Below are 21,543 nucleotides of genomic sequence, written 5' to 3'. Positions count from 1 at the left end.
CGGGATCAGGCCGAAACGCGAGGGATGGTGTCATCGCTGCGCAGGGTGAAGATCTCGTAACCGGTTTCGGTCACCAGCAGGGTGTGTTCCCACTGTGCCGAGAGCTTGCGGTCCTTGGTGATCGCGGTCCAGCCGTCGCCCAGTACCTTGGTGTCGGCCTTGCCCTGGTTGATCATCGGCTCGATGGTGAAGGTCATGCCGGCCTTGAGTTCCATGCCGGTGCCAGCGCGGCCGTAGTGCAGGATCTGCGGCTCTTCGTGGAACACCTTGCCGATACCGTGGCCGCAGAATTCGCGAACCACCGAGAAACCGTTCTTCTCAGCGTGCTTCTGGATGATTTCGCCGATGTCGCCCAGGCGGCAGCCGGGCTTGACGATTTCAATCGCCTTGTACATGCATTCCTGGGTCACCTGGGACAGGCGCTCGGCCCAGACCGGCACGTTGCCGACGTGGAACATGCGGCTGGTGTCGCCGTGGTAACCGTCCTTGATGACGGTGACGTCGATGTTCAGGGTGTCGCCGTCTTTCAGCGGCTTGTCGTTCGGGATGCCGTGGCAGACCACATGGTTGATCGACGTGCAGATCGACTTTGGATAGCCCTTGTAGTTGAGCGGGGCAGGAATGGCCTTCTGCTCGTTGACGATGTAGTCGTGGCAGATCTGGTTCAGTTGATCGGTGGTAACGCCCGGCTTGACGTATTCGGCAATCATTTCCAGCACATCGGCGGCCAGTTTGCCGGCGATACGCATTTTGGCGATATCCTCGGGGGTTTTGAGGGTGACGGTCATACAGGCTCTCTCTGCGCCAGGCGGCGCTTTCTAAACGGAAAGGGCATTGCGCGATCGAACTTCGCAGCCCTGAAAAATGCGATTCTACCAGACGATCAGGGCAAATCTGCGCCTGTGTGCATCGCTTCTCTCTATAGAATGGTGCATTCTTGGCGGATTCCAAGGGATGGAGCAAAGCGCTCGCCAGGATTTCAGAATCCGGGTTCCGTTTTGCCCTGCCTTGTGGTATAAAATGCGCCGCTTTCCGGGGATGTCCCGAAAAGCCTAAATCCACACACGTGTCGACACGATGACCTGGGTGCCTTCAGCTGATGCTGCTGGTTGGTCATTGGGATACGTGGAGGCCAAACCCGACTTATTAAGGAACTATCATGTCCCAAGTCAACATGCGCGATATGCTGAAGGCCGGTGTGCACTTCGGTCACCAGACCCGTTACTGGAACCCGAAAATGGGTAAATACATTTTCGGCGCGCGTAACAAGATCCATATCATCAACCTTGAAAAAACCCTGCCAATGTTCAACGAAGCTCTGACTTTCGTAGAGCGTCTGGCCCAGGGCAAAAACAAGATTCTGTTCGTCGGCACCAAGCGTTCCGCTGGCAAGATCGTTGCTGAAGAAGCAGCACGTTGCGGTTCGCCGTACGTCGATCACCGCTGGTTGGGCGGCATGCTGACCAACTTCAAAACCATCCGTGCTTCCATCAAGCGTCTGCGTGACCTTGAAGTTCAAGCCGAAGACGGTACTTTCGCCAAGCTGACCAAGAAAGAAGCGCTGATGCGCAGTCGTGACCTGGAAAAGCTGGATCGTTCCCTGGGTGGTATCAAGGACATGGGCGGTCTGCCAGACGCTCTGTTCGTCATCGACGTTGATCACGAGCGCATCGCGATCACCGAAGCCAACAAGCTGGGCATCCCGGTTATCGGCGTAGTCGATACCAACAGCAGCCCGGAAGGCGTTGACTACATCATCCCAGGCAACGATGACGCAATCCGCGCTATCCAGCTGTACATGGGTTCGATGGCTGACGCTGTCATCCGCGGTCGCAACAATGTTGCCGGCGGCACCGAAGTATTCGTTGAAGAAACTCCGGTAGCAGCAGCTGAGTAATTGACGCCTTGGCGTTGACTCAGTAAGCAAAAAGGGGGCTTGGCCCCCTTTTTGCCACCTCGAAAACCATTTGTCGGCGCCCACTGCTCTATCTGTAACGTGCGGCAGCTAACAAGGGTGGTTCGGGAAGAATTGATCGCCCGTTCGATCGGGTGGAATGGTTGAAAACCTATCCAAGAGGATTTTTGAAATGGCAGAGATTACTGCAGCGTTGGTCAAAGAACTGCGCGAGCGTACTGGCGAAGGCATGATGGACTGCAAAAAGGCCTTGACCAAGGCTGGCGGCGACATCGAGAAAGCCATTGATGACATGCGTGCTTCGGGCGCCATCAAGGCTGCCAAGAAAGCCGGCAACGTTGCCGCTGAAGGCGCAATCGCCATCAAGGCTGACGACAAGGCAGCCGTGCTGCTGGAAGTCAACTCGCAGACCGACTTCCTGGCCCTGCAAGATGACTTCAAAAACTTCGTTGCTGCCAGCGTAGAAAAAGCCTTTGACGAAAAACTGACCGACGCAGCTCCGCTGATCGCCGCTCAGGAAGCAGCTCGTGAAGCCCTGGTGGCGAAAGTTGGCGAGAACGTCAACATCCGTCGCCTGGTGCGCGTAGAGGGTGACGTTGTCGGCACCTACCTGCACGGTAACAAGATCGGTGTTGCTGTTGTTCTCAAGGGTGGCGATGTTCAGCTGGCCAAAGAGATCGCCATGCACGTGGCTGCAAGCAACCCTGAGTTCCTGCTGCCATCGCAGGTTTCGCCAGAAGCCATCGAGCGCGAGAAGGGCGTTTTCCTGACCCTGAACGAAGACAAGATGAAAGGCAAGCCAGCTGAAATCGTCGAGAAGATGATCGCTGGCCGTATCACCAAGTTCCTGGCTGAAGCCAGCCTGGTCGAGCAAGCTTTCGTCATGAATCCGGAAGTCACCGTAGGTGCTCTGGCCAAGAAAGCCGGCGCTGAAATCGTTTCCTTCACTTACTTCAAGGTAGGCGAAGGCATCGAGAAGCCAGTGGACAACTTCGCAGAAGAAGTTGCTGCCCAGCTGGCTGCCGCCAAGCAATAAGACGGTTTTTTAACTGTCGCCCAGAAGAGGCTGCCCGCTCACGCGCGCAGCCTCTTTTCAGATGGGGCACCAATTTTTAATTGGTTTCCTTTTGGAACTGGCTTACAAAGCCATGTTCCGATGGCGCTGAAGCAGCGCCAAGCTAGAGTGAGCGCCAGCTGTAAACAGCTCGCAAAGAATTTTTAAAATACGCCGCAGGAGAGATTCGCAATGGCTCAGCAGGGCAGTGGTTATCAGGCTCGCTATAAACGCATTCTACTCAAGCTTAGCGGCGAGGCCCTGATGGGCTCGGAAGAGTTCGGGATCGACCCGAAAGTTCTGGATCGCATGGCATTGGAAGTTGGCCAGCTGGTCGGCATCGGTGTTCAGGTCGGTCTGGTTATCGGTGGTGGCAACCTGTTCCGCGGTGAAGCGCTGAGCAAGGCTGGCATGGACCGGGTCACCGGCGACCACATGGGCATGCTGGCCACTGTGATGAACGCCCTGGCCATGCGCGACGCCCTTGAGCGCGCCAACATTTCGGCCATCGTGATGTCCGCTATTTCCATGGTTGGCGTGACCGATCACTACGATCGCCGCAAGGCCATGCGTCACTTGAACTCCAAGGACGTGGTGATTTTCGCGGCCGGTACCGGCAACCCGTTCTTTACGACGGATTCGGCTGCCTGCCTGCGTGCAATCGAAATCGATGCCGATGTCGTGCTCAAGGCGACCAAGGTCGACGGTGTCTACACCGCTGACCCGTTCAAAGACCCGCATGCCGAGAAGTTCGATCATCTGACCTACGATGAAGTGCTGGATCGCAAGCTGGGTGTGATGGATCTGACGGCCATTTGCCTGTGCCGCGACCACAAGATGCCGCTACGCGTATTTAACATGAACAAGCCCGGCGCCCTGCTGAACATCGTGCATGGCGGCGCTGAAGGAACCCTGATCGAGGAAGGCGAACAATGATCAACGAAATCAAGAAAGACGCTCAAGAGCGCATGCAGAAGTCCGTGGAATCGCTGGCGCACAACTTCGGCCGCATTCGTACCGGCCAGGCGCACCCTAGCATCCTGGAAGGCGTGATGGTGCCGTACTACGGCTCCGACACCCCGATCAAGCAAGTGGCCAACATCACCGTCAAAGATGCCCGTACCCTGCAAGTCGTTGCTTTCGAACGCAACATGCTGGGTGCCGTCGACAAGGCGATCGGTAGCGCGGGTCTGAACCTGAACCCGACCAACCTCGGCGAGCTGCTGTTGATCTCTATGCCTGCCCTGACCGAAGAAACCCGTAAGGGCTTCACCAAGCAGGCGCGTGACGTGGCTGAAGATGCCCGTGTTGCCGTGCGCAACATCCGTCGTGATGCCAACAGCCAGCTCAAGGATCTGGTCAAGGAAAAAGAGATCAGCGAAGACGAAGAGCGTCGTGCGACTGGCGAGATCGACGATTTGACCAAGAAGTTCGTGGCTAAAATCGACGCGGATCTGGCGCAGAAAGAAAAAGACCTGATGGCCGTATAAGAGTCGCGTTTTCATGGATAAGACAAAGCAGACTGCACCGCCCGCGGTGCCGCGCCATGTCGCGATCATCATGGATGGTAACAATCGTTGGGCGAAAAAGCGCTTTATGCCGGGTGTCGCCGGGCATAAAGCGGGCGTGGATGCAGTACGTGCGGTCATTGAGGTTTGTGCCGAGGCCAAGGTCGAAGTGCTGACCTTGTTCGCCTTTTCCAGCGAGAACTGGCAGCGTCCGGCCGATGAGGTCAGCGCCTTGATGGAGCTGTTCTTCAGGGCGCTGCGTCGTGAGGCCAAGCGCCTCAACGACAACAACATCAGCCTGCGCATCATCGGTGACCGCTCGCGTTTTCATCCCGAGCTGCAGGCTGCCATGCGTGAAGCCGAGGCCATGACGGCTGGTGCCAATCGTTTGATCCTGCAGATCGCCGCCAATTACGGCGGTCAGTGGGATATCGCGCAAGCTGCGCAACGACTGGCGCGAGAGGTTCAGGCCGGACACTTGCGTCCGGAAGACATCACGCCTGATCTGCTGCAGACCTGCCTGGTCACGGGCGACCTGCCCCTGCCGGACCTGTGTATCCGTACCGGTGGCGAGCACCGCATCAGCAACTTCCTGCTCTGGCAGCTGGCCTATGCCGAGTTGTATTTCTCCGACCTGTTCTGGCCGGACTTCAAACACGATGCCATGCGCAATGCGCTGGCCGATTTCGCTTCCCGCCAGCGCCGCTTCGGTAAAACGAGCGAGCAGGTAGAGGCTGGAGCCCGGGTTTAATGCTTAAACAACGAATCATCACTGCACTGATCCTGCTACCGATTGCCCTGTGCGGGTTTTTCCTGCTTGAAGGTTCCGGTTTTGCACTGTTCATCGGGTTGGTGGTAACCCTTGGTGCCTGGGAGTGGTCGCGTCTGGCGGGTTTCGCCGGTCAAGCGTTCCGCGTCGGCTATGCCGCTGTGGTCGCTTTTATGCTGTTCCTCATGTACATCCTGCCCGGCCTCGCGCCCTGGGTGTTGGGCGCTTCGGTGCTGTGGTGGGCGGTGGCGACGTATCTGGTGCTGACCTATCCGCGTTCGGGCGAGCATTGGTCCAATGCAGCGGCCAAGTTGGTGATCGGCCTGTTGATTCTCCTGCCGGCCTGGCAAGGTCTGGTGCAGATCAAACAATACCCGCTGGGTAACTGGCTGATCATGGCGGTGATGGTTTTGGTCTGGGGCGCCGATGTTGGCGCCTACTTCTCTGGTCGTGCTTTCGGCAAGCGCAAGCTCGCACCGCAGGTCAGTCCGGGCAAAAGCTGGGAAGGCGTGTACGGTGGTCTGGCGCTGAGTCTGGTGATTACCGCAATCGTTGCTCTGGTGCGTGACTGGACGGTGGCCGAGTTGCTCAAAGGGCTGATCGGTGCCGCACTGATCGTGTTCGTTTCGGTGGTGGGTGATCTCACTGAAAGCATGTTCAAGCGTCAATCCGGGATCAAGGACAGCAGCAATCTGCTTCCGGGGCACGGCGGCGTGCTGGATCGTATCGACAGCCTGACGGCAGCGATTCCGGTATTTGCCGTGCTGTTGTGGATGGCGGCACCATGAGCCGCCCGCAACAGATTACCGTTCTGGGTGCGACCGGCTCGATTGGCCTGAGTACGCTCGACGTCATCGCTCGCCATCCTGATCGTTATCAGGTCTTTGCCTTGAGTGGCTTCACTCGCTTGAGTGAATTGCTGGCGTTATGCGTGCGCCATGTCCCGCGATTTGCTGTGGTGCCTGAAGTCGCTGCTGCCCGCACCCTGCAGGATGATTTGCGCGCGGCCGGTCTTTCGACCCGTGTCCTGGTGGGTGAGGACGGTTTGTGTCAGGTTGCCTCCGATCCGGAAGTCGATACGGTCATGGCGGCCATCGTCGGTGCGGCGGGGTTGCGTCCGACACTGGCGGCGGTCGAGGCTGGCAAAAAGATCCTCCTGGCCAACAAGGAAGCGCTGGTCATGTCCGGCGCGCTGTTCATGCAGGCGGTGCGCAAGAGCGGTTCGGTGTTGCTGCCGATCGATAGCGAGCACAACGCGATTTTTCAGTGCATGCCGCTGGATTATGCCCGTGGCCTTGAGGCGGTCGGTGTACGTCGGATTTTGCTGACGGCTTCCGGCGGTCCGTTCCGGCAGACGCCAATAGCGGAACTGGAGCATGTTTCTCCCGATCAGGCATGTGCTCACCCGAACTGGTCCATGGGGCGAAAAATCTCCGTTGATTCGGCCAGCATGATGAACAAGGGGCTTGAGTTGATCGAGGCCTGCTGGTTGTTCGATGCCAGGCCATCCCAGGTCGAGGTAGTGATTCACCCGCAAAGCGTGATCCATTCGCTGGTCGACTACGTCGATGGTTCTGTCCTGGCGCAGTTGGGTAATCCGGACATGCGCACGCCCATCGCCAATGCCCTGGCCTGGCCGGAGCGGATTGACTCGGGTGTGGCACCGCTGGATCTGTTTACCATTGCACGGCTGGATTTCCAGGCGCCCGATGAAGAGCGTTTCCCTTGCCTGCGTCTGGCCCGTCAGGCGGCCGAAGCGGGTAACAGCGCGCCGGCGATGCTCAATGCGGCGAACGAAGTGGCGGTGGCGGCATTTCTCGACGAACGGATTCGTTACCCGGAAATCGCGAGTATCATCGAGGAAGTACTGAATCTGGAGCCCGTTGTGGCGGTGGATGATCTCGAGGCAGTGTTCACGGCAGACGCGAAGGCGCGATTGCTGGCCGGACAATGGTTGAGCCGTCACGGGCGGTAAATGCTGCGGATAGTTGACCCGGGCAGCAGCGGATAGGATTGCGGAGAAAGTAGATGAGCGCGCTCTATATGATTGTCGGCACCCTGGTCGCTCTGGGTGTGCTGGTCACCTTCCACGAGTTCGGCCATTTTTGGGTCGCGCGTCGCTGTGGGGTCAAAGTGCTGCGCTTCTCCGTAGGCTTCGGCATGCCTTTGCTGCGCTGGCACGACAAGCAAGGCACCGAGTTCGTCGTCGCCGCGATCCCGTTGGGTGGCTACGTCAAAATGCTCGACGAGCGCGAGGGTGAAGTACCACTCGCTCAGCTCGATCAGGCCTTCAATCGCAAATCCGTTCGTCAACGCATTGCCATCGTAGCCGCAGGGCCAATAGCCAACTTCTTGCTGGCATTGGTGTTCTTCTGGGGATTGGCAATGCTCGGCAGCGAGCAGGTACGTCCGGTCATCGGGGCTGTTGAGTCCGGCAGCATTGCGGCCCGGGCGGGATTGAGCCCTGGCCAGGAAATCGTGGCCATTGATGGTGAGGCGACTTCCGGCTGGGCGGCGGTGAATCTGCAATTGGTTCGTCGCCTGGGCGAAAGCGGCTCGTTGCAGGTAATGGTGCGTGAGCAAGGCTCCACGGCCGATTCTCCTCGTGAGCTTGTGCTGGACAAATGGCTCAAAGGGGCTAATGAGCCCGACCCTATCCATTCGTTGGGCATTCGCCCGTGGCGCCCGGCATTGCCGCCGGTCCTGGCCGAACTCGATCCAAAGGGGCCGGCTCAGGCTGCCGGCCTGAAGACCGGTGACCGGTTGCTGGCGCTCGATGGTCGTACGCTGGATGACTGGCAGCAGGTGGTCGATACCGTCCGTATGCATCCTGATACCAAAATCATGCTGCGGGTTGAGCGTGACGGTGCTCAAATCGACGTCCCGGTGACGCTGGCCGCTCGTGGCGAGAGCAAGTCACCCAGCGGTTACCTGGGGGCAGGGGTGAAGGCTGTCGATTGGCCGCCGGAGATGATCCGCGAAGTCAGTTACGGTCCATTGGCAGCGGTTGGCGAGGGGGCTCGGCGCACCTGGACCATGAGCGTGCTGACCCTCGATTCACTGAAGAAAATGTTGTTCGGTGAGCTCTCGGTAAAAAACTTGAGTGGACCGATAACCATTGCTAAAGTGGCGGGCGCTTCGGCCCAGTCGGGTGTCGCTGATTTCCTGAATTTCCTTGCTTATCTGAGTATTAGCCTGGGTGTTCTGAATTTGTTGCCCATTCCGGTACTGGATGGGGGGCATTTGTTGTTTTATCTGATCGAGTGGGCGCGTGGTCGTCCCTTGTCAGATCGGGTGCAAGGTTGGGGGATACAGATCGGTATCAGTTTGGTGATCGGGGTGATGTTGCTTGCTCTGGTCAATGATCTGGGTCGACTGTAACGCTTCGCTGAATTGCGAATCTGCCGCATTTTGCGGCAGTTTGTTTATTGCCAGTTGGAATAAGAAAGGACTTCATGAAACGTCTGCTGCTAACTGCGGTTCTCACCGTATTGATGATCGCCGAAGTTCACGCCGAGTCCTTCACTATCTCTGATATTCGCGTCAATGGCCTCCAGCGGGTCTCCGCGGGTAGCGTCTTTGGTGCTTTGCCGTTGAACGTCGGTGAACAGGCGGATGATCGTCGCCTGGTAGAATCCACTCGTGCGTTGTTCAAAACCGGTTTCTTTCAAGATATCCAGCTGGGCCGCGATGGCAACGTCCTGGTCATCACTGTAGTCGAGCGCCCGTCGGTCGCCAGTATCGAGATCGAAGGCAACAAGGCGATCTCTACCGAAGACCTGATGAAAGGCCTCAAACAGTCCGGTCTGGCCGAAGGCGAGATCTTCCAGCGTGCCACCCTTGAAGGTGTGCGTAACGAACTGCAGCGCCAGTACGTCGCCCAGGGTCGCTACTCGGCTACCGTCGACACCGAAGTGGTGCCGCAGCCGCGTAACCGCGTCGGCCTGAAGGTCAACATCAACGAAGGTACCGTTGCGGCCATCCAGCACATCAACGTGGTGGGCAACACGGTTTTCCCCGATGAAGACCTGATCGACCTGTTCGAACTCAAGACCACCAACTGGTTGTCGTTCTTCAAGAACGACGACAAGTACGCCCGTGAAAAGCTGTCCGGTGACCTGGAGCGCCTGCGTTCCTACTACCTGGACCGTGGCTACATCAACATGGATATCGCTTCGACCCAGGTTTCCATTACCCCGGACAAGAAGCACGTCTACATCACGGTCAACGTCAACGAAGGCGAGAAATACACCGTTCGTGACGTCAAGCTCAGCGGCGACCTGAAAGTCCCTGAGGATCAGGTCAAATCCCTGCTGCTCGTGCAAAAAGGCCAGGTGTTCTCGCGCAAACTGATGACCACCACCTCCGAACTGATCACCCGTCGTCTGGGTAACGAAGGTTATACCTTCGCCAACGTCAACGGCGTGCCTCAACCGCACGATGAAGATCACACCGTAGACATCCTGTTCGCGGTCGATCCGGGCAAGCGTGCTTACGTGAACCGCATCAACTTCCGTGGCAACACCAAGTCTGAAGACGAAGTGCTGCGTCGTGAAATGCGTCAGATGGAAGGCGGCTGGGCTTCGACCTACCTGATCGACCAATCCAAGACCCGTCTGGAGCGTCTGGGCTTCTTCAAGGAAGTCAACGTTGAGACCCCGGCCGTGCCGGGTGTCGATGACCAGGTAGATGTCAACTACAGCGTTGAAGAGCAAGCCTCCGGTTCGATTACCGCCAGCGTCGGTTTCGCCCAGAGTGCCGGCCTGATCCTCGGTGGTTCGATTACCCAGAACAACTTCCTGGGTACCGGTAACAAGGTCAGCATCGGCTTGACCAAAAGCCAATACCAGACGCGTTACAATTTTGGTTTTGTCGACCCCTACTGGACGGCTGATGGCGTGAGCCTGGGTTACAACGCCTTCTACCGCACCACCGACTACAACGACCTCGACGTCGATGTAGCGAGCTATGCCGTGGACAGCATGGGTGCTGGCGTGAGCGTCGGTTACCCGATCAGCGAGACTTCGCGTCTGACCTTCGGCCTGACTGCGCAACAGGACAAGATCAAGACCGGTCAATACACCGTCGACGAGATTTTCGACTTCGTTAACCGTGAAGGCGATCAGTACCTGAACTTCAAGGCTTCGGCCGGCTGGTCCGAATCCACCCTGAACAAAGGCGTATTGGCGACCCGTGGCCATTCTCAAAGCTTGACGGCGGAAGTCACCGTACCAGGTAGCGACCTGTCGTTCTTCAAACTCGATTACCGTGGCCAGTTGTTCCAGCCACTGAGCGAAAACTACACCATGCGCCTGCACACCGAATTGGGTTATGGCGACGGTTACGGTTCGACCGACGGCTTGCCATTCTATGAAAACTACTATGCTGGTGGTTTCAACTCGGTTCGTGGCTTCAAGGACAGCACTCTGGGGCCTCGCAGTACTCCGAGCCGTGGCGTAGGCAGTACTGGCAACCCGGGTACTCTTGCTGACCCGGATCAGGATCCACTGCCGTTTGGTGGTAACGTCCTGATTCAAGGTGGTGCAGAGATTCTGTTCCCGCTGCCGTTCGTCAAGGATCAACGGTCCCTGCGTACCTCGGTATTCTGGGATGTGGGTAACGTATTCGACTCCAAGTGCGAGCAGACGACCAATACCAACCCTGCGTCGAAGTCCAATACGCAGTGTAACGATATCAGCCTCAGCAACCTGGCCAGTTCCGTCGGTGTGGGTGTGACATGGGTCACCGCGCTGGGTCCTCTGAGCTTTGCGTTGGCCATGCCAGTAAAAGAACCGGATAACGCTGAGACTCAAGTGTTCCAATTTTCCCTCGGCCAGACGTTCTAAGCGTCTGACCCAAGATAACGACAATGAATTTTGTAGGAGTGCATCGTGCGTAAGTTGACTCAATTGGTTCTCCTGGCCAGCGTACTGGTCGCTGGTCCGGCATTTGCCGACATGAAAATTGCTGTTCTGAACTATCAGATGGCTCTGCTGGAGTCCGACGCGGCCAAGAAATACGCGGTGGATGCCGAGAAGAAATTCGGTCCTCAGCTGACCAAGCTCAAGACTCTGGAAAGCAGCGCCAAGGGCATTCAGGACCGCCTGATGGCCGGTGGCGACAAAATGCAGCAGGGCGAGCGCGAGCGTCTGGAGCTTGAATTCAAGCAAAAGGCCCGTGACTTCCAGTTCCAGTCCAAGGAGCTGAACGAAGCCAAAGCCGTTGCCGACCGTGAAATGCTGAAGCAGCTCAAGCCGAAACTGGACAGCGCTGTGGAAGAAGTCATCAAGAAAGGTGCTTATGACCTGGTCTTCGAGCGTGGCGCAGTGATTGATGTCAAGCCTCAGTACGACATCACTCGCCAGGTTATCGAGCGCATGAATCAGCTGAAGTAACCCATGACCGTGACCATTAAGCTCGGCCAGTTGGCCGAGTTCCTCGGCGCCACGCTACGTGGCGACCCCGAGAAAGCAATTACTGGGCTAGCCACCTTGCAGGAGGCTGGCCCAGCTCAGTTGAGCTTTCTCGCAAACCCCCAATACCGTAAGTACCTGGCAGACAGCCAGGCCGCAGCACTGTTGCTGAAGGCCGCTGATGCCGAAGGTTTTGGCGGTAATGCGCTGGTGGTGCCTGATCCGTATCTGGCCTACGCGCGCGTTTCCCACCTGTTCGATCCAAAGCCGAAAGCGGCTGCCGGTATTCATCCGACAGCCGTTGTGGCCGAGGACGCGGTGGTTGACCCGGCTGCGAGTATTGGTGCCTTTGCGGTGATCGAAAGCGCGGCACGTATTGCTGCTGGCGTGACCATCGGTGCGCATTGCTTCATCGGTGCCCGTTGCGAAATTGGCGAAGGCGGCTGGCTGGCCCCGCGGGTCACGCTGTACCACGACGTGCGTATCGGCAAGCGTGTGGTCATTCAGTCAGGTGCCGTGCTCGGCGGCGAAGGTTTCGGTTTTGCCAACGAGAAAGGTGTCTGGCAGAAAATTGCCCAGATCGGTGGTGTGTTGGTCGGTGACGATGTGGAGATTGGCGTGAATACCGCTATCGACCGCGGCGCATTGGCCGATACCGTTCTCGGTAATGGTGTGAAGCTCGACAACCAGATCCAGATCGCCCACAACGTTCAGGTCGGTGATCACACCGCTATGGCCGCCTGTGTCGGGATCTCCGGCAGCACCAAAATCGGCAAGCATTGCATGCTCGCTGGCGGTGTAGGGCTGGTGGGGCATATCGAAATTTGCGACAACGTTTTCATCACCGGGATGACCATGGTGACCCACTCGATTACCGAAAAGGGTTCCTATTCTTCCGGTACGGCAATGCAGCCAGCAGCCGAATGGCGCAAAAGCGCGGCTCGCATCCGTCAGCTCGATGACATCGCGCGGCGCCTGCGACAGCTGGAAAAGCGTGTAGGGGAAGTGACCCCTGACGGTAATGCTTCATCAGATGGCTGATACCATTTCCATATCAAGTGTGCACAGCCGCTAGACTGCCTCCTTGATTTGCTAGTGGAGTGTGCGTCAGTCGCGCGCTCCCAATCTTTACATAGGCTTCCCCCCGAAATGATGGACATCAACGAGATTCGCGAATACCTGCCTCACCGTTACCCGTTCCTGCTGGTGGACCGGGTAGTGGAGCTGGATGTTGAAGGCAAGCGCATTCGCGCCTACAAGAATGTCAGCATCAACGAACCGTTCTTCAATGGTCACTTCCCTGCGCATCCGATCATGCCGGGCGTATTGATCATCGAGGCAATGGCTCAGGCTGCCGGGATCCTTGGTTTCAAAATGCTCGACGTGAAACCGGCCGACGGCACCCTCTATTACTTCGTCGGTTCCGACAAGCTGCGTTTCCGCCAGCCGGTTCTGCCGGGCGATCAGTTGATCCTTGAAGCCAAGTTCATCAGCTGCAAGCGTCAGATCTGGAAGTTCGAATGCCAGGCTTCGGTCGATGGCAAGCCTGTTTGCTCGGCTGAGATCATCTGTGCGGAACGCAAGCTATGAGTTTGATTGACCCTCGTGCAATCATCGATCCGACAGCCGTTCTGGCTGACGGCGTCGAGGTCGGCCCGTGGTCGATCGTCGGCGCAGGTGTGGAAATCGACGAGGGGACAGTCATCGGGCCACACGTAATCCTCAAGGGCCCGACCCGAATCGGTAAGCACAATCGCATCTACCAGTTTTCCTCGGTGGGTGAAGACACACCTGACCTGAAGTACAAGGGCGAGGAAACCCGCCTGGTGATCGGTGATCACAACGTCATCCGTGAAGGCGTGACGATTCACCGTGGCACCATCCAGGATCGTTCGGAAACGACCCTGGGCGATCACAATCTGATCATGGCCTATGCCCACATCGGCCACGACAGCGTTATCGGCAACCACTGCATCCTGGTGAACAACACCGCACTGGCGGGCCATGTGCATGTGGAAGACTGGGCAATCCTCTCCGGTTTTACCCTGGTCCACCAGTATTGCCACATTGGTGCCCACAGCTTTTCAGGCATGGGTACGGCGATCGGCAAGGATGTTCCCGCGTACGTTACGGTGTTCGGCAACCCTGCCGAGGCCCGTAGCATGAACTTCGAGGGCATGCGCCGTCGGGGCTTCAGCGAAGATGCGATCCACGCGCTGCGCCGTGCCTACAAGGTGGTTTATCGCCAGGGCCTGACCGTGGAGCAGGCGCTCGCCGAACTGGCCGAGCCGTCGGCCCAGTATCCGGAAGTGGCGGTATTCCGTGACTCCATCCAGTCTTCGACTCGCGGCATCACCCGCTGATCATGGCCAATCTGCGTATTGCGCTGGTAGCGGGTGAGGCTTCCGGTGACATTCTGGGCGCGGGCCTCATGCGCGCGCTCAAGGCTCGTCATCCGGCCGTCGAGTTCATTGGTGTTGGCGGTCCGCTGATGCAGGCCGAGGGTCTGACCCCGTACTTCCCGATGGAGCGTCTGTCGGTGATGGGACTGGTGGAAGTCCTGGGCCGCCTGCGCGAGTTGCTGGCGCGGCGCAAAAAACTGGTCGCCGACCTGATCGCCGCGAAGCCCGACGTGTTCATCGGCATCGATGCGCCGGACTTTAACCTCAATATCGAACTCAAACTGCGTCAGGCCGGTATCAAGACCGTGCATTACGTCAGCCCGTCGGTCTGGGCCTGGCGGCAGAAACGCGTGCTGAAGATTCGCGAAGGCTGCGACCTGATGCTCACGCTGTTCCCGTTCGAAGCCAGATTCTATGAAGAGAAAGGCGTGCCGGTGCGGTTCGTCGGTCATACCTTGGCCGATGCCATTCCACTCGAAGCCGATCGCGCTGCTGCGCGGGCCGAACTCGGTTTGCCCGACGGGCCGCTGGTGGCGCTGATGCCCGGCAGTCGTGGCGGTGAAGTTGGCCGGCTCGGTGCGTTATTTCTCGATACCGCGCAGCGCCTGCGGGCGTTGCGCCCGGGTGTGCGGTTTGTCATGCCTTGCGCCAGTGCGCAACGCCGCGCACAGCTTGAAGAGCTGTTGGTCGGTCGCGATCTGCCGCTGACCCTGCTCGACGGACAGTCGCATCTGGCCCTGGCAGCGTGCGATGCGGTGTTGATTGCCTCCGGCACCGCGACGCTTGAAGCGTTGCTGTACAAGCGGCCGATGGTGGTCGCTTACCGTCTGGCGCCGCTGACGTTCTGGATTCTCAAACGCATGGTGAAAAGCCCCTACATTTCGTTGCCGAACTTGTTGGCTCAGCGTCTGTTGGTGCCCGAGTTGTTGCAGGACGATGCTACGGTCGAAGCGCTGGCCCAGACGTTGTCACCGTTGATCGAAGGCGGGGAAGAGCAGACCCGTGGCTTTGACGAGATTCACCGGACCCTGCGTCTGGATGCCTCCAACCAGGCGGCGGATGCCGTGCTGAACCTGATCGGCCAAGACAAATGAGTAAAACGAACATGCAGATGGGGCTGGATTTCACCTTGGTCGCTGAAGTCGAGGAGTTGGTTGCCGGCGTCGATGAAGTCGGTCGCGGCCCGCTCTGTGGTGCGGTGGTGACGGCGGCCGTGATCCTCGATCCGAATCGTCCGATTCTGGGTCTGAACGACTCGAAGAAACTCACCGAGGCCCGTCGCGAAAAGCTCTACGACGAAATCTGCGAAAAAGCCCTGAGCTGGTGCATCGCTCGCGCCGAAGTCGAAGAAATCGACGAACTGAATATCCTGCACGCCACCATGTTGGCCATGCAGCGTGCGGTCGCCGGGCTGCACATCCAGCCGAAACTGGCGATGATTGACGGTAACCGTTGCCCGAAACTGCCGATGCGCTCCGAAGCTGTGGTCAAGGGCGATAGCAAGGTTCCAGCCATCGCCGCCGCATCGATTCTGGCCAAGGTCAGCCGCGATCGCGAAATGGCTGCGTTCGAATTGATCTACCCGGGTTACGGCATTGGCGGGCATAAAGGCTACCCGACACCCGTTCATCTGGAAGCGCTGGCACGGCTTGGGCCGACCCCAATTCATCGGCGTTCGTTTGCCCCGGTGCGTCTGGCTTACGAGGCTCGGGAAGGTCTCCTCGAGAGTTAGTCGCGAGGCTGATGTTTTACTCAAGGCCCGGTACAATCCGGGCCTTGTTGTCTTTACGTTCTCAGACAGGATCACTATGCCGGCTTCATTCGTTCACCTACGCCTGCACACTGAATACTCCCTGGTCGACGGTCTGGTGCGGATCAAACCGCTGGTCAAGACCCTGGTCGGCATGAACATGCCTGCCGTAGCGGTCACCGACCAGAACAACATGTGTTCCCTGGTCAAATTCTATAAAAACGCCATGGGTGCCGGGATCAAGCCGATCTGCGGCGCCGACCTGTGGCTGTCGAACAAGGATCCGGACAACCCGCTGAGCCGGATCAGCCTGCTGGTGATGAACGCCGAAGGCTATCGCAACCTCACCGAGCTGATTTCCCGCGGCTTTATCGATGGTCAGCGCAATGGCGCGATCATCATCGAGCGCGAATGGGTCGCTGAAGCCAACGCCGGCCTGATCATGTTGTCGGCGGCCAAAGAGGGCGAGATCGGCCAGGCCATGCTCAGCGGCAACCCGGCGGAAGCGGAAACCCTGGCCCGCGAATGGATGGAAGTGTTTCCGGATCGTTTCTATCTGGAGATCCAGCGTACCAACCGCCCCAACGATGAAGAGCAACTGCACGGCGCCGTGGCCCTGGCCGAGAAACTCGGTGCGCCGCTGGTGGCGACCAACGATGTGCGCTTCATCAAGCAGGAAGACTTCGCCGCCCACGAAACCCGCGTTTGCATCGGTGAGGGCCGTGCCCTCGACGATCCGCGGCGTTCGAAGAATTACAGCGATCAGCAGTACCTCAAAAGCGCCGCGGAAATGGCCGAGCTGTTCAGCGACATTCCAGAAGCCCTGGAAAACACCGTCGAGATCGCCAAGCGCTGCAACATCGAAGTGAAGCTCGGCACGCACTTCCTGCCTAACTTCCCCATCCCCGATGGCATGACCATCGACGAGTACTTTCGCAAGGTGTCGTTCGAAGGTCTGGAAGAACGGCTTTCAGTTCTGTTGCCCAAGGACACCACCGAAGACTACGAGGCCAAGCGTCAGGTCTATGTCGACCGGCTGAATTTCGAGCTGGATATCATCATCCAGATGGGGTTCCCCGGTTACTTCCTGATCGTGATGGACTTTATCCAGTGGGCCAAGAACAACGGCGTGCCGGTAGGCCCTGGCCGTGGGTCGGGTGCCGGGTCGCTGGTGGCCTATGTGCAGAAGATCACCGACCTCGACCCGCTGGAATACGACCTGCTGTTCGAACGTTTCCTCAACCCGGAACGGGTGTCGATGCCCGACTTCGACGTCGACTTCTGCATGGACGGTCGTGATCGGGTGATCGACTACGTGGCCGAGAAGTACGGCCGCAATGCGGTAAGCCAGATCATCACCTTCGGTTCCATGGCCGCCAAGGCTGTGGTCCGTGACGTGGCGCGGGTGCAGGGAAAGTCTTACGGCCTGGCGGATCGCCTGTCGAAGATGATTCCGTTCGAAGTCGGCATGACTCTGGAAAAGGCCTACGAGCAGGAGGAAATCCTGCGCGACTTCATCAAGGTCGATGAAGAAGCCGCGGAAATCTGGGAGATGGCGCGCAAGCTCGAAGGCGTTGTGCGTAACGTCGGCAAGCACGCCGGTGGTGTGGTTATCGCACCGACCAAGCTGACCGACTTTTCGCCGATCTATTGCGACGAGGCCGGTGACGGTCTGGTAACCCAGTTCGACAAGGACGACGTCGAGGCGGCCGGCCTGGTGAAGTTCGACTTCCTCGGCCTGCGGACCCTGACGATCATCGACTGGGCGCTGAAAACCATCAATCGCGACCGTGCCAAGGTCAACGAGCCGCCGCTGGATATCGCGTTCATCCCGCTGGATGACAAGCCGACCTATACCCTGCTGCAAAAAGCCGAAACCACGGCAGTGTTCCAGCTTGAATCCCGCGGCATGAAAGAGCTGATCAAAAAGCTCAAGCCCGACTGCCTGGAAGACTTGATCGCACTGGTGGCACTGTTCCGTCCGGGCCCGCTGCAATCGGGCATGGTGGACGACTTCATCAACCGTAAACACGGTCGCGCCGAGCTGGCGTATCCGCACTCGGACTACCAGTACGAAGGCCTCAAGCCCGTACTGGCACCGACTTACGGCATCATCCTGTATCAGGAACAGGTGATGCAGATTGCCCAGGTCATGGCCGGTTACACCCTCGGTGGTGCGGACATGCTGCGTCGAGCAATGGGTAAGAAAAAACCCGAGGAAATGGCCAAGCAGCGCGGCGGTTTCATTGAGGGTTGCGCCACCAATAATATCGATGCCGACCTGGCCGGTAACATCTTCGACCTGGTAGAAAAATTCGCCGGTTACGGCTTCAACAAGTCCCACTCCGCCGCCTATGGCCTGGTGTCGTATCAGACTGCGTGGCTGAAGACGCACTACCCGGCGCCGTTCATGGCCGCGGTACTCTCGGCGGATATGCACAACACCGACAAGGTCGTGACCTTGATCGAAGAAGTGCGGACCATGAAGCTGCGTCTCGACGCGCCGGACGTAAACACTTCCGAGTTCAAGTTCACGGTGAACGACGAAGGCCGGATCATTTACGGCCTGGGTGCAATCAAGGGCGTGGGTGAGGGACCGGTCGAGGCGATCACCGAAGCGCGTCTGGCCGGGCCGTTCAAGGATCTGTTCGATTTCTGTGCCCGGGTCGATCTCAAGCGCATCAACAAGCGCACCCTCGACGGTTTGATCCGCAGCGGTGCCCTGGATCGTCTCGGGCCGTATTTCCACGATGAGCAGAAAGCCTACCAGGCCAACATCGACCGTAATCGCGCGGTGCTGCTGACGGCCATGGAAGAAGCGATCAAGGCCGCCGAACAAACAGCGCGCACCCAGGACAGTGGTCACTCCGACCTGTTTGGCGGTCTGTTTGTCGAAGAAGACGCCGACGTCTACGCCAATCACCGCAAGGCCAAGGAACTGACCCTCAAGGAGCGCCTGAAAGGGGAAAAAGATACCCTCGGCCTGTACCTGACCGGTCACCCGATTGACGAATATGAGGGTGAAATCCGCCGGTTCGCCCGCCAGCGCATCATCGATCTGAAACCGGCGCGCGATACCCAGACCGTCGCCGGCATGATCATCGCCTTGCGGGTGATGAAGAACAAAAAAGGCGACAAGATGGGGTTCATCACCCTCGACGACCGCTCTGGACGGATCGAGGCCTCGCTGTTTTCCGAGGCGTTCCATTCTGCGCAGTCACTGTTGCAGACCGATGCGATGGTGGTGGTCGAGGGTGAGGTCAGCAATGACGACTTCTCCGGTGGCCTGAAGTTGCGGGTCAAGCGGGTGATGAGCATGGAAGATGCGCGCACCAACCTGGCCGAAAGCCTGCGCCTGAAGTTGCACGCCAAGGACCTCAAGGGCGATCAGCTACGCTGGCTGGGTGAGCTGTTGAAGCGTCACCGCGGTGCGTGCCCGATCACCATGGACTACACCAGCCCCGATGCGAAGGCCATGTTGCAGTTCGGCGAAGGCTGGCGGATCGATCCGGCGGATGCGTTGATTCAAGCCCTGCGTGACCAGTTCGGGCGAGACAACGTCTTCCTCCAATACCGTTGACCGGCAGGTGATATCAGAACGCCTGCCCGCAACCTGAATTTTTAATCTCGACCTCAACGCGCCTGTCCCTTAAGGTAGGGCGCGAATAGACAACCGGCCGGCCCAAGATCCCTTGGGACTCGACCCAAGACGGACGCCTATGAACCCGAATTTTCTAGATTTCGAACAGCCGATCGCCGACCTGCAAGCCAAGATCGAAGAGTTGCGCTTGGTCGGTAATGACAATTCGCTGAATATCGGCGATGAGATCTCCCGCCTGCAGGACAAGAGCAAAACGCTGACCGAAGACATTTTCGGCAAGCTGACCAGCTGGCAGATCGCACGTCTGGCGCGTCACCCGAAACGTCCGTATACCCTGGACTACATCGAACACATCTTCACCGAGTTCGACGAGTTGCACGGTGATCGTCACTTCTCCGACGACGCTGCGATCGTTGGCGGTATTGCCCGTCTGGACGACCAGCCGGTGATGATCATCGGTCACCAGAAGGGCCGTGAAGTGCGCGAGAAGGTTCGCCGCAACTTCGGCATGCCGCGTCCTGAAGGCTACCGCAAGGCTTGCCGCCTGATGGAAATGGCCGAACGTTTCAAAATGCCGATCCTGACCTTCATCGACACCCCGGGCGCTTACCCAGGCATCGACGCCGAGGAGCGTAACCAGAGCGAAGCGATTGCCTGGAACCTGCGAGTCATGGCCCGCCTGAAAACCCCAATCATCGCCACCGTGATCGGTGAGGGTGGTTCCGGTGGTGCACTGGCGATCGGTGTCTGCGACCAGTTGAACATGCTGCAATACTCGACCTACGCGGTGATCTCGCCGGAAGGTTGCGCTTCGATTCTGTGGAAAACTGCCGAGAAAGCACCGGATGCCGCAGAGGCGATGGGCATCACCGCCGAGCGCCTCAAGGGGCTGGGCATCGTGGACAAGGTGATTGGCGAGCCACTGGGCGGCGCGCACCGTGACCCGGCCGCTGCCGCTGCATCGATCCGCGCCGAGCTGAGCTCGCAACTGGCGATGCTGAAGAAGTTCGATAACGACGCGCTGCTGGCCCGTCGTTATGAGCGTCTGATGAGCTACGGTCTCTAAGCCGAACACGCAGTGCCCATGTGGGAGCGAGCTTGCTCGCGATGAGGGTATAACAGTCGACGAATGTGTTGAATGTTAGGCCGCTTTCGCGAGCAAGCCCGCTCCCACATTTGATTTGTGCAAAGGGAAAGATATGGATCGGCCCGCGATTGACTTGCCTTCCAGGCTTTTGCTGAATCTGAAACCGTGGCGTAACGCTCCGATTTGGCACATCGCCTTCTCCGGCGGCCTGGACTCCACCGTCCTGCTGCACCTCCTCGCACATCTCGCAACAACCGAATCCCTGCCGGCGCTGAGCGCCATCCATGTTCATCACGGCCTTCAGGCTGTGGCCGATGCGTGGCCGGAACATTGTCGTTCTGTGTGCGCTGCGCTGGGCGTCCCGTTGCAGATCGTTCGGGTGCAGGTGCAGCCCGGTGCCAGTCTGGAGCGTGCGGCGCGGGACGCGCGTTATCACGCGTTCACCGAAGTGACCAGGTCCGGTGACGTGCTGCTGACAGCCCAGCACCGCGACGATCAGGCGGAAACCCTGCTGTTTCGTTTGTTGCGTGGCGCCGGCGTACGCGGGCTGTCGGGTATGCCGCGTCAGCGCCCGTTGGGCAAGGGCCATCTGCTGCGGCCATTGCTCGACGTCACGCGGGCTGAACTGGAGGCCTATGCCAACGAGCATGGCTTGAGCTGGATCGAAGATCCTTCAAACGAAGATCGGCAGTACTCGCGCAATTACCTGCGCCATCAAGTCTTGCCCGTGCTAGCTCAGCGCTGGCCTCAAGCGGTGGCGACCATGGCTCGCAGCGCGGCGCATTTGGCTGAAGCGCAGGGGTTGCTCGAAGAGCTGGCAGACATGGATTTGCGTAACGCCAGCTCCGGCAGTGAATTCGACTGGCTGGGGTTGCGGTCCCTTGAACTGGCGCCGCTTGCGCAACTCTCTGATGCCCGGCAGCGCAATGCCTTGAGTCATTGGCTCGAGTCGCTGACCCGCCTGCCGGACACTGACCATTGGTCGGGTTGGGCGGATTTGCGCGACGCCACCGGCGATGCCTGCCCGGTATGGCGGCTGGCCGA

At 58.6% G+C, this 21,543-nt stretch carries 19 protein-coding genes; 18 read left to right on the top strand and 1 reads right to left on the bottom strand.

Annotated elements, in window-relative coordinates:
- Positions 1-5: 5 nt before the first annotated feature.
- The gene (gene map / locus PMI29_RS10740) at positions 6-788 is read right to left on the bottom strand and encodes a type I methionyl aminopeptidase (RefSeq protein ID WP_008000050.1); all 783 of its coding nucleotides are present in this window, start codon (positions 786-788) and stop codon (positions 6-8) included.
- 371 nt (positions 789-1,159) lie between these two features.
- Here map and rpsB point away from each other — a divergent pair, with 371 nt between their 5' ends.
- From rpsB to tilS, 18 genes are all read left to right on the top strand, one after another.
- A complete protein-coding gene (gene rpsB, locus PMI29_RS10745; RefSeq protein ID WP_008000047.1) occupies positions 1,160-1,897 on the top strand; it encodes a 30S ribosomal protein S2 in 738 nt (245 codons plus the stop codon).
- Between the two features lie 190 nt (positions 1,898-2,087).
- Positions 2,088-2,951, top strand: a complete 864-nt coding sequence (tsf, locus tag PMI29_RS10750; RefSeq protein WP_008000045.1) for a translation elongation factor Ts — start codon at positions 2,088-2,090, stop codon at positions 2,949-2,951.
- 210 nt (positions 2,952-3,161) lie between these two features.
- Positions 3,162-3,905 (top strand): UMP kinase, encoded by a 744-nt coding sequence (pyrH, locus tag PMI29_RS10755; protein WP_008000043.1) that lies wholly within the window; start codon positions 3,162-3,164, stop codon positions 3,903-3,905.
- Positions 3,902-4,459 (top strand): ribosome recycling factor, encoded by a 558-nt coding sequence (frr, locus tag PMI29_RS10760; RefSeq protein WP_008000041.1) that lies wholly within the window; start codon positions 3,902-3,904, stop codon positions 4,457-4,459. Before pyrH ends, frr begins: the two co-directional genes overlap by 4 nt.
- Positions 4,460-4,472: 13 nt before the next feature.
- Positions 4,473-5,228, top strand: a complete 756-nt coding sequence (uppS, locus tag PMI29_RS10765; protein ID WP_008000039.1) for a polyprenyl diphosphate synthase — start codon at positions 4,473-4,475, stop codon at positions 5,226-5,228.
- Positions 5,228-6,034, top strand: coding sequence for a phosphatidate cytidylyltransferase (locus PMI29_RS10770; protein WP_008000037.1), 807 nt, complete (start codon positions 5,228-5,230; stop codon positions 6,032-6,034). Before uppS ends, PMI29_RS10770 begins: the two co-directional genes overlap by 1 nt.
- A complete protein-coding gene (gene ispC / locus PMI29_RS10775) occupies positions 6,031-7,221 on the top strand; it encodes a 1-deoxy-D-xylulose-5-phosphate reductoisomerase (protein WP_008000035.1) in 1,191 nt (396 codons plus the stop codon). The genes PMI29_RS10770 and ispC overlap by 4 nt, the downstream gene beginning before the upstream one ends.
- 53 nt (positions 7,222-7,274) lie before the next feature.
- Positions 7,275-8,627 (top strand): sigma E protease regulator RseP, encoded by a 1,353-nt coding sequence (gene rseP, locus PMI29_RS10780; protein WP_008000034.1) that lies wholly within the window; start codon positions 7,275-7,277, stop codon positions 8,625-8,627.
- 74 nt (positions 8,628-8,701) lie between these two features.
- On the top strand, positions 8,702-11,092 hold the full coding sequence (bamA, locus tag PMI29_RS10785; protein WP_008000032.1) for an outer membrane protein assembly factor BamA: 2,391 nt from the start codon (positions 8,702-8,704) through the stop codon (positions 11,090-11,092).
- A 45-nt stretch (positions 11,093-11,137) separates the two neighbouring features.
- Complete coding sequence (locus PMI29_RS10790; RefSeq protein WP_008000031.1) at positions 11,138-11,641, top strand: OmpH family outer membrane protein; 504 nt, start codon at positions 11,138-11,140, stop codon at positions 11,639-11,641.
- 3 nt (positions 11,642-11,644) lie between these two features.
- Complete coding sequence (gene lpxD / locus PMI29_RS10795; protein ID WP_008000029.1) at positions 11,645-12,700, top strand: UDP-3-O-(3-hydroxymyristoyl)glucosamine N-acyltransferase; 1,056 nt, start codon at positions 11,645-11,647, stop codon at positions 12,698-12,700.
- A 108-nt stretch (positions 12,701-12,808) separates the two neighbouring features.
- On the top strand, positions 12,809-13,249 hold the full coding sequence (gene fabZ / locus PMI29_RS10800; RefSeq protein ID WP_007978374.1) for a 3-hydroxyacyl-ACP dehydratase FabZ: 441 nt from the start codon (positions 12,809-12,811) through the stop codon (positions 13,247-13,249).
- Entirely contained in the window at positions 13,246-14,022 is a 777-nt protein-coding gene (gene lpxA / locus PMI29_RS10805; RefSeq protein ID WP_008000026.1) for an acyl-ACP--UDP-N-acetylglucosamine O-acyltransferase, read from the top strand. The genes fabZ and lpxA overlap by 4 nt, the downstream gene beginning before the upstream one ends.
- Before the next feature lie 2 nt (positions 14,023-14,024).
- Positions 14,025-15,155, top strand: coding sequence for a lipid-A-disaccharide synthase (gene lpxB / locus PMI29_RS10810; RefSeq protein ID WP_008000024.1), 1,131 nt, complete (start codon positions 14,025-14,027; stop codon positions 15,153-15,155).
- An 11-nt stretch (positions 15,156-15,166) separates the two neighbouring features.
- Complete coding sequence (gene rnhB / locus PMI29_RS10815) at positions 15,167-15,793, top strand: ribonuclease HII (protein WP_008000022.1); 627 nt, start codon at positions 15,167-15,169, stop codon at positions 15,791-15,793.
- Positions 15,794-15,869: 76 nt separating this feature from the next.
- Positions 15,870-19,391: a DNA polymerase III subunit alpha gene (gene dnaE, locus PMI29_RS10820; RefSeq protein ID WP_008000020.1), complete on the top strand. Its 3,522-nt coding sequence runs from the start codon at positions 15,870-15,872 to the stop codon at positions 19,389-19,391.
- 139 nt (positions 19,392-19,530) lie between these two features.
- Complete coding sequence (locus PMI29_RS10825; RefSeq protein WP_007990250.1) at positions 19,531-20,478, top strand: acetyl-CoA carboxylase carboxyltransferase subunit alpha; 948 nt, start codon at positions 19,531-19,533, stop codon at positions 20,476-20,478.
- Positions 20,479-20,611: 133 nt separating this feature from the next.
- On the top strand, positions 20,612-21,543 hold a 932-nt coding region (gene tilS / locus PMI29_RS10830), incomplete at its 3' end, for a tRNA lysidine(34) synthetase TilS (protein ID WP_008000017.1).

It is taken from the genome of Pseudomonas sp. GM49, from assembly GCF_000282355.1.
Taxonomy (GTDB): Bacteria; Pseudomonadota; Gammaproteobacteria; order Pseudomonadales; family Pseudomonadaceae; genus Aquipseudomonas.
Note: the sequence above shows the minus strand (reverse complement) of the source record. Positions and strands in the feature narration are given on the sequence as shown.

Bases quoted from the DNA above. Each gene is read 5' to 3' on its own strand.
- dnaE (WP_008000020.1), top strand. From the start codon at position 15,870: ATGCCGGCTTCATTCGTTCACCTACGCCTGCACACTGAATACTCCCTG.
- lpxD (WP_008000029.1), top strand. From the start codon at position 11,645: ATGACCGTGACCATTAAGCTCGGCCAGTTGGCCGAGTTCCTCGGCGCC.
- PMI29_RS10770 (WP_008000037.1), top strand. From the start codon at position 5,228: ATGCTTAAACAACGAATCATCACTGCACTGATCCTGCTACCGATTGCC.
- lpxA (WP_008000026.1), top strand. From the start codon at position 13,246: ATGAGTTTGATTGACCCTCGTGCAATCATCGATCCGACAGCCGTTCTG.
- ispC (WP_008000035.1), top strand. From the start codon at position 6,031: ATGAGCCGCCCGCAACAGATTACCGTTCTGGGTGCGACCGGCTCGATT.
- fabZ (WP_007978374.1), top strand. From the start codon at position 12,809: ATGATGGACATCAACGAGATTCGCGAATACCTGCCTCACCGTTACCCG.
- PMI29_RS10825 (WP_007990250.1), top strand. From the start codon at position 19,531: ATGAACCCGAATTTTCTAGATTTCGAACAGCCGATCGCCGACCTGCAA.
- rpsB (WP_008000047.1), top strand. From the start codon at position 1,160: ATGTCCCAAGTCAACATGCGCGATATGCTGAAGGCCGGTGTGCACTTC.
- map (WP_008000050.1), bottom strand. From the start codon at position 788: ATGACCGTCACCCTCAAAACCCCCGAGGATATCGCCAAAATGCGTATC.
- bamA (WP_008000032.1), top strand. From the start codon at position 8,702: ATGAAACGTCTGCTGCTAACTGCGGTTCTCACCGTATTGATGATCGCC.
- tsf (WP_008000045.1), top strand. From the start codon at position 2,088: ATGGCAGAGATTACTGCAGCGTTGGTCAAAGAACTGCGCGAGCGTACT.
- rseP (WP_008000034.1), top strand. From the start codon at position 7,275: ATGAGCGCGCTCTATATGATTGTCGGCACCCTGGTCGCTCTGGGTGTG.
- frr (WP_008000041.1), top strand. From the start codon at position 3,902: ATGATCAACGAAATCAAGAAAGACGCTCAAGAGCGCATGCAGAAGTCC.
- rnhB (WP_008000022.1), top strand. From the start codon at position 15,167: ATGCAGATGGGGCTGGATTTCACCTTGGTCGCTGAAGTCGAGGAGTTG.
- pyrH (WP_008000043.1), top strand. From the start codon at position 3,162: ATGGCTCAGCAGGGCAGTGGTTATCAGGCTCGCTATAAACGCATTCTA.
- uppS (WP_008000039.1), top strand. From the start codon at position 4,473: ATGGATAAGACAAAGCAGACTGCACCGCCCGCGGTGCCGCGCCATGTC.
- lpxB (WP_008000024.1), top strand. From the start codon at position 14,025: ATGGCCAATCTGCGTATTGCGCTGGTAGCGGGTGAGGCTTCCGGTGAC.